Source organism: Photorhabdus stackebrandtii (assembly GCF_011189495.1).
Taxonomy (GTDB): domain Bacteria; phylum Pseudomonadota; class Gammaproteobacteria; order Enterobacterales; family Enterobacteriaceae; genus Photorhabdus; species Photorhabdus khanii.
This window is the reverse complement of the sequence record NZ_PUJV01000007.1, coordinates 156,429-170,095: the sequence shown is the minus strand read 5'-3', so window position 1 is coordinate 170,095 and position 13,667 is coordinate 156,429. Positions and strand designations below refer to the sequence as shown.

At 38.0% G+C, this 13,667-nt stretch carries 12 protein-coding genes; all 12 read left to right on the top strand.

Translation table 11 applies throughout. From position 1 onward, the window contains the following. Positions 1-19: 19 nt before the first annotated feature. The 12 genes from cpxR (at position 20) to C5470_RS08380 (ending at position 13,542) form a co-directional block, all read left to right on the top strand. The gene (gene cpxR / locus C5470_RS08435) at positions 20-715 is read left to right on the top strand and encodes an envelope stress response regulator transcription factor CpxR (protein WP_166287708.1); all 696 of its coding nucleotides are present in this window, start codon (positions 20-22) and stop codon (positions 713-715) included. After that, positions 712-2,082 carry an envelope stress sensor histidine kinase CpxA gene (cpxA, locus tag C5470_RS08430; protein ID WP_166287704.1) on the top strand — a complete coding sequence of 457 codons (1,371 nt, stop codon included), beginning with the start codon at positions 712-714 and terminating at the stop codon, positions 2,080-2,082. The genes cpxR and cpxA overlap by 4 nt, the downstream gene beginning before the upstream one ends. Positions 2,083-2,498: 416 nt before the next feature. Next, positions 2,499-3,809 carry a nucleotide sugar dehydrogenase gene (locus tag C5470_RS08425; protein WP_166287701.1) on the top strand — a complete coding sequence of 437 codons (1,311 nt, stop codon included), beginning with the start codon at positions 2,499-2,501 and terminating at the stop codon, positions 3,807-3,809. A gap of 13 nt (positions 3,810-3,822) precedes the next feature. Further along, the gene (locus C5470_RS08420; protein WP_166287698.1) at positions 3,823-4,872 is read left to right on the top strand and encodes a Gfo/Idh/MocA family protein; all 1,050 of its coding nucleotides are present in this window, start codon (positions 3,823-3,825) and stop codon (positions 4,870-4,872) included. Positions 4,873-4,890: 18 nt separating this feature from the next. After that, a complete protein-coding gene (locus tag C5470_RS08415) occupies positions 4,891-5,481 on the top strand; it encodes an acyltransferase (protein ID WP_166287695.1) in 591 nt (196 codons plus the stop codon). Positions 5,482-5,494: 13 nt separating this feature from the next. Further along, positions 5,495-6,565, top strand: a complete 1,071-nt coding sequence (locus tag C5470_RS08410) for a DegT/DnrJ/EryC1/StrS family aminotransferase (protein WP_166287692.1) — start codon at positions 5,495-5,497, stop codon at positions 6,563-6,565. Between the two features lie 5 nt (positions 6,566-6,570). Continuing rightward, positions 6,571-7,800: an oligosaccharide flippase family protein gene (locus C5470_RS08405; protein WP_166287689.1), complete on the top strand. Its 1,230-nt coding sequence runs from the start codon at positions 6,571-6,573 to the stop codon at positions 7,798-7,800. Next, positions 7,797-8,909 carry a D-glucuronyl C5-epimerase family protein gene (locus C5470_RS08400; RefSeq protein WP_166287686.1) on the top strand — a complete coding sequence of 371 codons (1,113 nt, stop codon included), beginning with the start codon at positions 7,797-7,799 and terminating at the stop codon, positions 8,907-8,909. Before C5470_RS08405 ends, C5470_RS08400 begins: the two co-directional genes overlap by 4 nt. Continuing rightward, on the top strand, positions 8,899-10,128 hold the full coding sequence (locus tag C5470_RS08395) for an oligosaccharide repeat unit polymerase (RefSeq protein WP_166287683.1): 1,230 nt from the start codon (positions 8,899-8,901) through the stop codon (positions 10,126-10,128). Before C5470_RS08400 ends, C5470_RS08395 begins: the two co-directional genes overlap by 11 nt. A gap of 11 nt (positions 10,129-10,139) precedes the next feature. After that, on the top strand, positions 10,140-11,228 hold the full coding sequence (locus tag C5470_RS08390) for a glycosyltransferase family 4 protein (protein ID WP_242687840.1): 1,089 nt from the start codon (positions 10,140-10,142) through the stop codon (positions 11,226-11,228). A gap of 5 nt (positions 11,229-11,233) precedes the next feature. Next, a complete protein-coding gene (gene wecB / locus C5470_RS08385; RefSeq protein ID WP_166287677.1) occupies positions 11,234-12,304 on the top strand; it encodes a non-hydrolyzing UDP-N-acetylglucosamine 2-epimerase in 1,071 nt (356 codons plus the stop codon). Next, on the top strand, positions 12,301-13,542 hold the full coding sequence (locus tag C5470_RS08380; RefSeq protein WP_166287675.1) for a glycosyltransferase family 4 protein: 1,242 nt from the start codon (positions 12,301-12,303) through the stop codon (positions 13,540-13,542). Before wecB ends, C5470_RS08380 begins: the two co-directional genes overlap by 4 nt. The last annotated feature ends 125 nt before the right edge of the window (positions 13,543-13,667 follow it).

Here is a 13,667-nt window from a genome sequence, read left to right as displayed (position 1 = left end):
CTATTGGAGGAAGTAATCGATGCATAAAATCCTATTAGTTGATGACGACCGAGAATTGACATCACTATTAAAAGAATTACTTGAAATGGAAGGATTTAACGTTGTCATCGCTCATGATGGAGAGCAGGCATTAAAATTCCTTGACGATTCAATTGATCTGCTATTACTCGACATTATGATGCCGCGTAAAAATGGCATTGCAACACTGAAAGAACTTCGGCTAGACCATCAAACTCCGGTTATCATGCTGACAGCACGTGGAAGCGATCTAGATCGCGTTCTGGGGCTGGAATTAGGTGCAGATGACTATCTCGCCAAACCATTTAACGATCGTGAGTTGGTAGCGCGTATACGCGCTATCCTTCGCCGTTCAAATTGGAGTGAACAGCAACAGGCAGAAAATGGCCCTCCCCCCCTTCAGGTTGATAAACTGCAATTAAACCCTGGACGACAGGAAGCCAGCTTCGCAAATCAAATATTAGATTTAACCGGGACTGAATTCACCTTACTCTATTTATTGGCTCAACACTTAGGCCAGGTTGTTTCCCGCGAACACCTGAGCCAGGAAGTATTAGGTAAGCGACTGACGCCGTTTGACCGGGCCATTGATATGCACATTTCCAACCTGCGCCGGAAATTACCTGAACGGGCAGATGGCTTGCAATGGTTTAAAACATTACGTGGCCGCGGATATTTAATGGTTTCCGCAACATGATAAACAGTCTAACAGCACGCATCTTCGCCATTTTCTGGTTTACCCTGGCATTAGTCCTGATGTTGGTCTTAATGGTGCCAAAACTGGATTCCAGGCAACTAACCTCCCTGCTGGAAAATGAATATCGGCAGGGCGTCATGTTGGAACAACATATTGAAGCAGAATTAGCTCAAGACCCGGCTAATGATTTACTTTGGTGGCGCCGTTTATTTCGCGCCATTGAAAAATGGGCACCACCAGGGCAGCGCCTGATCCTAGTGACCAGTGAAGGACGGGTTATTGGCGCCCAGAGAAGCGAAATGCAAGTTGTCCGTAACTTTATCGGCCAATCAGATAACGCGGATCACCCGAAAAAGAAAAAATATGGCCGCTCTGAGATGTTAGGGCCATTTTCTATCCGGGATGGGGAAGATCACTACCAACTCTATTTAGTTCGCCCGGCGAACAGCCCGCAATCAGACTTTATTAACCTGATGTTTGACCGGCCACTATTATTATTAACGGCCACCATGTTAATCAGTGCGCCATTACTATTATGGCTGGCATGGAGCTTAGCCAAACCTGCCCGTAAATTAAAAAATGCCGCCGACGACGTTGCGAAAGGTAATTTACGTCAGCATCCCGAACTGGAAGCTGGGCCACAAGAGTTTCTGGCGGCAGGTAACAGCTTCAACCAAATGATCGGCGTATTGGAGAGAATGGTCACGGCACAACAACGGCTAATCTCCGACATCTCCCATGAACTACGCACACCACTTACCCGCCTGCAACTGGCAACGGCATTACTTCGCCGCCGTCATGGTGAAAGCAAAGAATTAGAAAGAATCGAGACAGAAGCCCAACGGCTGGACAGCATGATTAACGATCTGTTAGTGCTCTCCCGCAGCCAGCATAAAAACGAACTCCTGCGGGAAAATATCAAAATAACCGATTTATGGAACGATATTCTTGATAACGCCATCTTCGAAGCTGAACAAATGGATAAAACCCTTGAAGCAACCCTACCACCGGGTTCCTGGACCATTTACTGCAACCCATCAGCGCTTGGCAGTGCCTTTGAAAATATAGTGCGTAATGCTTTACGCTACTCCCACCACCATATTGCGGTCGCATTCCATGCTGATCATCAAGGGATCACCATTACCGTTGATGATGACGGCCCAGGAGTCAACCCGGAAGATCGCGAACACATATTCCGTCCTTTCTACCGTACAGACGAAGCCCGCGACCGAGAATCCGGCGGCACAGGCCTTGGCCTGGCAATTGTTGAAACCGCCATTAGCCAGCACCGCGGTTGGGTACGTGCTGAAGACAGCCCATTAGGCGGCTTGCGTCTGGTCATTTGGCTACCGCTTCATGGGCGGTAATACAAATATCAATATCAACTAACCTTATACTATCTATTCATCAAACAAGTATTCTGTCAGGCTTGACCCGGAAGGGCTGACAGTTTACTCTTTTCATTAATCATTAAAAAATCTTATCTTTTTTTGTTTTTTGTCGCGACGAGCGGCATGAAAAAGTATTTAAAATTCAATGCATTAAATAAAGACATGGAATTATATGGATTTCTGGGAACCAATAACCTAGTGCGGTAGCTTTATTATTATTTCACTATTTATTATTTCAACAATAGACCTTACACAAACTATTTAAAAATAGCCTGTTAAAGTTTCACCTACCAAATAGCACTTATGAAAATAAATAGCACCCTAATTAAAAACTGCGAAATGTTATTTATTTTCACAAGTACATTTTCAGGTCATAATATTAAAGGCAAAATATGTCATCACTAAACATTCTCACCGATAAATTTGATAATAAAACAGCCATGATTGCCATTGTCGGCCTTGGTTATGTTGGCTTACCATTAATGCTGAGATATAACGATATTGGCTTTAAAGTGATTGGGTTTGATATTGATAAAGCAAAAACAGATAAATTAAATCAGGGCCAAAGTTATATCGAACATATTCCCGCTACCAAAATTAATCACGCCATCCATTCCGGTTTCGAAGCCACAACCGATTTCGCAAAAATAACCGAATGCGATGCGATTATTCTTTGCGTCCCCACACCGTTAAATAAATACCGTGAACCCGATATCAGTTTCGTGATTAACACCACGGAGATGATAAAACCCCATTTAAGAGCCGGACAACTTCTCTCCCTAGAAAGTACCACTTATCCCGGCACCACCGAAGAAGAGTTATTACCCCGGGTGGAAGAAAACGGCTTAAAAGTGGGTGAAAACTTCTTCCTGGTCTATTCACCCGAACGCGAAGATCCCGGCAACCCTGATTTCGAAACCCGAACCATCCCCAAAGTCATTGGCGGCCATACTGAGAACTGCTTAAAAGCCGGGATGGCCGTTTACCAACCCGCAATTGACCGGGTGGTTCCCGTCAGCTCAACCAAAGCCGCCGAGATGACTAAGTTGCTGGAGAACATACATCGGGCGGTCAACATCGGTTTAGTCAACGAAATGAAACTGGTTGCCGATAAAATGGGCATTGATATCCATGAAGTGATTAAAGCCGCGGCCACCAAACCTTTCGGCTTTGTCCCCTATTACCCCGGTCCGGGATTAGGCGGTCACTGTATCCCGATTGACCCCTTCTATTTAACCTGGAAAGCCCGAGAATACGGTATCAATACCCGCTTTATTGAACTCTCCGGTGAAGTCAACTCATCCATGCCCGATTATGTTGTTTCCAAAACCGTCTTAGCCCTGAATACAGCGAATAAATCCATTAATGGTAGCCGCATCTTAGTCTTGGGGATCGCCTATAAAAAGAATGTTGACGACATGCGGGAAAGCCCCTCGGTACATATCATGGAGAAATTAAGAGAGCTGGGTGCCAATATTGAATATTCCGATCCTCACGTCCCGGTATTCCCTAAAATGCGTGAACACCATTTTAATTTAATCAGCCAGCCTGTCACTGAAAAGAACTTAAAAGCATTTGACTGCGTTATTTTAGCCACCGATCACGACAAATTTAATTATGAATTCATCGTCAATCACGCAAAGTTAGTCGTTGACACCCGCGGTAAATATTCGCCGAATCACCCAAACGTGATAAAAGCTTAATCCAGGACAAACCATGCTTAACATAATTAAAGACAGAAAAATAAAATTCGCTTTAGTGGGATGTGGAAGAATTGCTAAAAACCATTTTAATGCTCTGGCAGCACATCAGGAAAATGCTGAATTAGTGGCAATCTGTGATAACGATCAAGCAGTATTAAAAGCAACGATAGAAAAAACAGGCGTCCCGGGTTTTAACAACTTAAATACCATGCTGGATAATATCACCGCCGATATCATTATCCTGACTACCCCCTCCGGGCTGCATCCCGAACAAGCCATTGCCTGCTTTAATAAAGGCTTTCATGTCGTCACAGAAAAGCCGATGGCCACCCGACTGGCTGATGGTGAAAACATGGTCAAAGCTGCTGATAAAGCCGGAAAACGCCTGTTTGTCGTCAAACAAAATCGCTTAAACGCCACATTACAATTACTGAAACGCGCAGTCAGTGAAAAACGGTTTGGCAAAATCCATCTGGTTCACCTCAATGTTTTCTGGACCCGGCCGCAAGCATATTACGATCAAGCCGCCTGGCGGGGCACATGGGAATTTGATGGTGGCGCCTTCATGAATCAGGCGAGCCATTACGTTGACTTAATTGAATGGCTGATCGGCCCGGTCAAAGATGTGCAGGCCATGACATCGACCCACCTGGATATCCAAACGGAAGATACCGGCGTACTGAATATCCGCTGGCGAGACGGGACCTTAGGCTCGATGGCCGTCACTATGTGTACTTACCCGCAAAACCTTGAAGGCTCTATCACCATTCTGGGTGAAAAAGGTACAGTCCGGGTAGGGGGTTTGGCGGTTAATGAAATCCAGGAATGGCATTTTTCCGACGAAAAAGAGTATGACCGGCAAGTCAAAGAAGCCAGCTATGAAACCACTTCCGTTTATGGGTTTGGTCACCCGCTTTATTATAAAAATGTCATTGATGTCATGAAAGGCGAAGCTAATCCCATCACGGATGGCCGGGAAGGATTAAAATCATTAGAATTACTTATCGCTGCCTATCTCGCAGCCCGAGATAATAAAACCATTTCGTTACCTTTAACGTATTAAATCAAGGGAACAGGTATCATGTCAGCAGAACACCTAATGATACATCCCAGTGCCATCGTTGATGAAGGGGCACAAATCGGGAAAAACAGCCGCATTTGGCATTTTACACATGTGTGTGCCGGCGCCCAAATTGGTGAAAGCTGCTCTTTAGGCCAAAATGTCTTTATCGGTAATCAAGTCACCATCGGCAATCACTGCAAAATACAAAATAACGTCTCTGTTTATGACAACGTTCATTTAGAAGAAGGCGTATTCTGTGGCCCAAGCATGGTGTTTACCAATGTCTATAATCCCCGTTCATTGATTGAAAGAAAAAGTGAATATAAAACGACCCGGGTAAAAACAGGCGCCACGTTAGGCGCCAACTGTACCATTATTTGTGGCACTACCATTGGCGCCTATGCCTTTATTGGCGCCGGCGCGGTCGTGAATAAAGATGTGCCGGATTACGCCCTGATGGTCGGCGTGCCGGCCAAACACATTGGCTGGATGAGTGAATTTGGTGAACAATTAGATTTACCGCTGTACGGACAAGCCACAACAACCTGCCCGCACACTCAGCATATTTATCAACTCAACCACCATACCGTGACCCGAATTAAAGTATAAAAGGTAAAGAAGAATGCAATTCACCGACCTCGCGGCACAGCAACGCAGAATTAAAGATAAAATTGACGCGAATATCCAGAAAGTCCTCACTCACGGCAAATATATTTTAGGGCCCGAAGTGGCGGAATTAGAAGAAAAGCTGATGGCCTACACCGGAGCCAAATATTGTATTACCTGTGCGAACGGCACCGATGCCCTGCAAATTGCCTTAATGGCAATTGGCCTCAAACCTGGCGACGAAGTTATCACCCCCGGATTTACCTATATTGCCACCGCTGAAACCGTTGCGCTGCTGGGCGGCATTCCGGTCTATGTTGACGTCAAGCCCACAACCTATAACTTAGATCCGGCCCTGCTGGAAGCCGCGATTACCCCCAAAACTAAAGCGATCATTCCGGTTTCTTTATTCGGCCAATGTGCCGATTTTGACGAAATTAATGCCATCGCCGAAAAACATAACCTGACCGTCATAGAAGATGCGGCCCAAAGTTTTGGTGCGACTTATAAAGATAAGCGCTCCTGTAACTTAACCACCATCTCGTGCACCAGTTTCTTTCCCAGCAAACCCTTAGGTTGCTACGGTGATGGCGGAGCTATTTTCACCAACGATGAAGAGCTGGCGAAAATTATCCGTCAAATTGCCCGTCATGGCCAAGACAGACGATACCATCATATCAGAATAGGCATTAACAGCCGTTTAGACACGCTGCAAGCCGCCATCCTTCTGCCCAAACTGGACATCTTTGAGGAAGAAATGGCATTACGCCAGATTGTGGCAGAAAACTATCATCAAGCGTTGAATAAAATCGGCATCATGACCACACCCTATATTGAACCACACAATCTCTCAGCCTATGCGCAATATACCATCCGGGTCAAAAACCGGGATGAATTGCAACATAGATTAAAAGAACAGGGTATTCCAACCGCGGTGCATTACCCCATTCCCTTGAATAAACAACCTGCGGTTGCCAGCAATATTGTTCTGCCTGTCGGTGACGAAATAGCCCAGGAAGTGATTAGCTTGCCTATGCATCCTTATTTATCCATAGATTTAATTAACAAAATCTCCAGCTCGATTTAAACTCTATGAAGAATAAGTTTATAAAGAATTTATCTGGCTTATTACTTTCGTCATTATTAAGCCAGATATTATTACTGCTATCAACACCTGTACTGACAAGATTATTCTCACCTGAAGAATTAGGAATTTATGCTTCACTTTCATCTATTTTAAGTATTTTGGCAGTAGGTGCTTGCCTCCGTTATGAATTTTCAATCAGCGCATCAGAAAAAGAACGTGAAATTAATTCATTAGTCACATTATCTTGTATAATTTCAATCATCATTAGTTTTATAGCAATCACTATTTTTGCAACATTCAAAATCCCAGAAAAAATAATTATAGGAAATCACATATACTATATACCTCTAGGTATTATTACTTATGGGTTTTATAGAGCAATGAGCTTCAATAGCATAAGAAAAAGACAATACCGTGAACTCTCTATCACTAAAATAGCTCAAACGGTCGCTATGATTAGTATTCAAATAGTTGGGGGTATAGCCAGTTTGGGAGCAAGCAGCCTTATCTTAGGGCAGATATTAGGCCAATCATTAGGTATCCTATTTTTGAGTAAAAAATCTCAATATCGCCTGATAATAAGAAAAAACGAGTTTAAAAAAATAAAACTTATCGCTAAGAAATATTACAAATTTCCAGTTTATGATTTCCCTGCCAGCTTAATTAATACTGTCAGTAATGAACTACCTCAATTATTTATAATGTCTGCCTACGGACTAAAATCCGCAGGATTTTATTTAATCGCATCTAAAATATCAGGTGCACCCATTACACTACTAAACCAAACAGTTTCATCTATATTACAAGGATATTTAAAAGGTATACCTGCATCACCTTTCTTAAAAATTAAAAAAACATTCTATTCCCTAGGACTAATTTCTATTTTATTTGCCATAGTAACATACTTAGTTGGTATACCAATCATAACATTTATTTTCGGTGAAGAATGGCACGAATCAGGCAAGTATTTATTATGCTTAATACCTCATTTATCTGGACAAATAATATATTCATCTTTATCGATCTATTTATCCATTTATGAATACCAGAAGAGTAATTTATTCATTCAATCAACATCTATTATATTAAGATTTATAGCCCTTCTCGCCGGATATTTATTAGGGGATATTTACCTCACCATTTTATTCTTTTCACTCACAAGCTTCATTCTTTATCTAATGAGTACAGCTTATATCTTAAGATTATCTTTTACGCGACAAAGAGGGTTAGAATGAGAAAAACAAAAAATATAATGAAAATCATGCCATATATAATCATCGTAATAATCGTCAGTTATACATTCAATCAATATGCTTATGAGCTAGATGAGTTCAACGGTAATGTTAGAAACTTAGCCATGAAAGGAAAATTTACCCAACGTGACTTTAATAGCAATGGTTTTCCATTATCACATTCACCACGTATTCCTGAACCATTTCTATCCCCATTTTATGTCGTTCACTACGGAATAATATACTCCTCCTTAAGCTTAGAAAAAGACAATACCAATATATTATGGAGAGCGGACTCATCTTTATCAGGATGGAATGTACCACCACCTAAATTCAATAAAGAAGAACTAATTTCTAATTTTAAGTTCTCAGCCGATTGGCTATTAAACAACATCAAGTTATTCCATGGTGAGAATCATTACTTATATAATTTTGATTGGCCATATAAAGGCTATGAAAATAATAAACTCTCTGCTCCCTGGTGGTCTGGGTTAACAGATGCATATGCAATTACTCTCTTATTAAGAGCTTATGATTATTTTGGTGATGATAAATATCTATCAACCACCCATTTACTATACAAATCATCGTTATCTCCAGCCAATCAAGGGGGTAGCCTGACAATTTTAGATAATATGCCCTGGATTGAAGAATATGTTGATCCTAAAGCAAGTCCAGACAAATTAGCTTTTGTATTAAACGGAATGATTTATTCTACTTATGGTATTGAATCCTTCGAAAATTATCTCAATATAGATAAAAGTAAAAGAATGTCGGAGAATTTATATAAATCAATCAGTAGCAATATATTTAAGTTCGACATAAAAAATGAATGGTCCAGCTATGATTTAGTTGGTAATCCAGCGAATATGAAATATCATAGAATACACACCCTTCTTCTAAAAGATCTTATAGATAGAAATCAACATTTTAAAAATAAAGAAATAATAAACTTATATAACAATTGGAATAGATCCGTCTCTAATATCGGGTATTATTACATAAAACATGGGCCTATTAGTTGGGCATATTATCATTTTATTACTATGTACTTACTATCTATATTAGTATTATCAATCATTTATTTTTTTATCAGAAAAAATGCAAAATAAAATCAAAATAATACTAAAAATATTTATATATCAGGTAATTATATATCTAAATTCTGTACTTATATTAGACACATTCCAAGAGGTAAGAGGTTATAATATCAGCCCACAAGGTCACTTAAGTATCCTATTCTGCTGGATATCATTATTACCACTACTCTTACTTAATAACCAAAAAAATCCAATTATGGTTTTTTTATGGTTAATATATATAATTTACATTATACCATTGTCAATTATATTTCCTCTAATTAATTCAGCTTCTATATATTCAGTAATTTTCATATCCGCAATAAATATATTATTTTTATTGTCTATATTATTCTTTCGAATAATAAATAGAATTACGTTACCAAAACTACAAATCCCCTGGGATCTATATAAAACACTTATAATAGGATGCGGTATTATTGTTTTATTCTTTGTTATCACTAACCCTGCATTCAGTTTAATACCACCTAATATATTTAAAGTTTATTCAGTGAGAGAGAATTTTAAAGAAAATACATCATTATTAACCATGTATATTATAACAAGTGGGGGATACGTAATTTCACCATTGTTATTATTAGCTTCATTCTATGTAAGAGGTTTTGTTAAATATATCCTTATTGCAATAAGCGTTATGATTTCCTATTCAATATATTGCTCTTCAGGATTAAAAAGTATAGCATTCATGAATATCACCGTTATAACTCTCTTCTTCTATATCAAAGGAAAAAGAAACATAAGTAATTCCGTGATAAACATAATCCTATACTCATTCCTTGCTGCCGGATTACTGTATTTTATTTTCGATTTCTATGACCCACTTATACACTGGTTACGCAGAATATTCTTCACACCAACATTAAATACCTTTTATTTTTATGATTATACATTTAATAATAATAGGGAATTCACTAATGATGCCCCAAAAATAATATCTCAGATATATTACGGAACCATAGGCTCTGCTAATACAGGTTTTATTGGGGACGGTATAGCCAGATATGGTATCGCTGGCTTAATAATAAATTTCTTTATATTTAATATGCTCATCTTAGCAATGAACCTAAGTTCAAAAAAAGTTCCATTTGAACTTTCAACAACATTATATTTACCATTCGTGTACACAGCATCAAACACGGCAATTACAGCACTACTACTGACATATGGGCTGCTGATATTAAGCATACTATTATTCTTATTTCCTACAAAAGATAACAATAACTCCTTATGAAAATCACACATATGACATCGGCACATCCGCGTTTCGATACACGTATTTTCCTAAAAGAATGTTTTGCTTTACAAAAAGAACATGAGGTATCTCTTATTGTTGCGGATGGCAAAGGTAATGAAATAAAGAATAACATATCTATCATCGACGTAGGTATATTGCCAGGCCGATTAAATAGAATCTTTAAAACAACCAATCGAGTCTACAAAAAAGCATTAGAACTAGATTCTGATCTATATCATTTCCATGATCCGGAGTTAATACCTATAGGATTAAGACTTAAAAAGAAAGGTAAAACAGTCATCTTTGATGCCCATGAAGATGTCCCCAAACAGATCCTTAGTAAACCTTATTTAAATAAATTCGCAAAAACGCTTATTTCTAAAACATTCTTCCTCTATGAAAAGTATGCTATCCCTAAATTTAACGGAATTATTACGGCAACACCCTCAATAAGAAATAAATACTTAAAACTAAATAACAACACAATAGACATTAATAATTACCCGATATTAGGTGAACTAAGTAATAATAACACTAATTGGGATAAAAAAGAAAAACAAGTATGCTATGTAGGAGGCATATCTGCCATTAGATGCATAGAAGAAATGGTTGAATCAATATCTTACCTGACGACTGATACAAAAATGAAATTAGCGGGTAGTTTCTCTGAAAAAGATTTAGAAAATAAAATCAAAAGCATGGAGAATTGGCATAAAATAGATGAGCTTGGTTTTTTAAATCGAATAGAAACAAAAGAACTTTTATCTAAATCCATGGCTGGAATTGTTCTATTCCACCCATTACCGAATCATATCGATGCACAACCTAATAAAATGTTCGAATATATGAGTGCAGGTATTCCCGTCATCGCTTCAAATTTCCCATTATGGAAAGATATTATTGTAACAAACAATTGTGGAATTTGTATCGATCCATTAAACCCTAAAGAGTTAGCTAATGCGATAGATTATTTATCGAATAACCATGACATAGCGGAAAAAATGGGTAATAACGGATTTTTGGCGGTAAATAAAAAATACAATTGGGATATTGAACAGAATAAACTTATTAAATTCTATCAACAACTTGGAAGTTAACAAACATGAAGAAAATAATAACCGTATTAGGAGCAAGACCACAATTCATTAAAGCAAGTCCTGTGTCTCGCACTCTACAAGATCATAATAAATTCGAAGAAATTATCATTCATACAGGTCAACACTTTGATACTAATATGTCTGATATATTTTTCAATCAATTAAAAATTCCCAAACCTGATTACACACTTAATATTCACGGCGGCTCGCACGGTGAAATGACAGGAAAAATGTTAATTGAAATTGAAAAGGTACTTATAACAGAAAAACCCGATGCGGTCATGGTATATGGTGATACAAACTCAACTTTAGCTGGAGCATTATCTGCATCTAAATTACATATTCCAGTTATACATATTGAAGCTGGTTTACGTAGCTTTAATATAAATATGCCAGAAGAGATAAATAGAATACTCACAGATAATGTTAGCTCAATTCTTTTCTGCCCCACAGAGACAGCAATCAATAACCTACAACGAGAAGGCTTCAATTCAAAATCGGTTAATATAAAAAAAGTGGGTGATGTGATGGAAGATACTGCTTTATATTTTAGCCAAATGGCAAAAAGGCCTGACGAACTCATTCCCACACAACATTTCATATTAACGACACTACATCGTGCTGAAAATACCGATAATCAAAAAAGATTAACTGAAATAGTGAACGCATTAAATTATATACATAAAACAATTTATCCTGTTGTCCTTCCTCTTCACCCAAGAACTAAAAAAATGCTGGAAACATATCGCTTACATTTAGATGTTCACTTAATCGAACCGGTTGGATATTTAGAAATGCTATGGTTACTAAAAAATACAGCTCTGGTTATTACAGATAGTGGAGGACTACAAAAGGAAGCGTTTTTCTTTAGAAAACCGTGTGTAACAGTTAGGGATCAAACTGAATGGGTAGAATTAATTGAAGCCGGCGTGAACAAATTATCAAATGCTGAAAATAAAAAAATAATCAAGTCAGTTCACAATATGATTAATACTAATATACACTCCGTTCAATCTATATATGGTGGCGGCGTTGCTGCTATAAAAATTGCTGACGAATTAGAAAAGTCACTATGAATATAGTATACATAAACCATTATGCAGGTTCACCGGATCTTGGTATGGAATTTCGGCCATATTATATAGGCCAAGAGTGGCTCAAATCTGGACATAATATTACCATACTTGCAGCTTCTTATTCTCATGTTCGTACAAAGCAACCAAAACTAACAGATAATAAAAAAACCATCGAAAATCTTTGTGGATTAAAATTTATCTGGTATCCGACCCCTCATTATCATAACAATGGATTAGACCGGGTAAAAAATATATTCTCTTTCTTAAAGCAGATATGGTTCGATACACATAATTTAATAAAAGAAAATAAACCAGATATCGTTATTGCATCAAGCACTTACCCTTTAGATATTTTTGTCGCAAAACGTCTGGCAAAAAAAGCTAAAGCTAAATTAGTTTATGAAGTTCACGACTTATGGCCTTTATCTCCTATCGAAATAGGCGGCATGTCCCCAAAACATCCTTTTATAAGATTATGTCAATTTGCTGAAGATTACGCTTATCGCCACTCAGATACGGTAATTTCAATACTTCCTAATGTACATGCTCATATGAAAGAACATGGCTTGGACCTGAAAAAATTGCATATCATACCTAATGGCATAGTTGAAAATGATTGGCAAATTGAAAATATCGATCCTATTTCACCTCATATCAGAAAAGTAGTCGATCACTGTAGAACAGAGAATAAAACCATTGTGGGTTACGCCGGATCGCTTGGAAAACCCAATGCCATGAACTACCTTATTGATGCTGCAAAATTATTAGAAAAACAAAACTTTCATTTTCTGTTGGTAGGCTCTGGGCTAGAAAAAGAAAATCTAGTAAAACAAGCTAACTTACTTAATTTGAGGAACATTACCTTTAGTGATCCAATACCGAAAACACAGATCCCTGCTCTGCTCTCGCTATTCGATATTGCTTATATAGGTTGGCATAAAAAATCTATATACAGATTTGGGATTTCACCTAATAAATTAATAGATTATATGATGGCAGGATGCATAGTATTACATTCTGTTGAAGCTGGTAATAACATTGTTGCCGACGCAAATTGCGGATTATCTATCCCACCTGAATCTCCCCAAGCCATTGCAAATGGATTACTTAAATTAAATAAACTCTCAAGGGAAAAGAAAATTGAATTAAAAAATAATGGTAAAAAATACGCATCAAAAAACCACACATATAATATTTTATCAAAGAAATTCCTAAAGGCAATGATAAATCATAAATGATAAATGCCTTCCTTTAACCTTACATGAAATTGAATAATATAAAATAGATAAAATTATTGATTGACTTAAAACTGGTTGGATAATTACCGGCCCTAAAACCAGAAGATTTGAACAAGATATAGAAA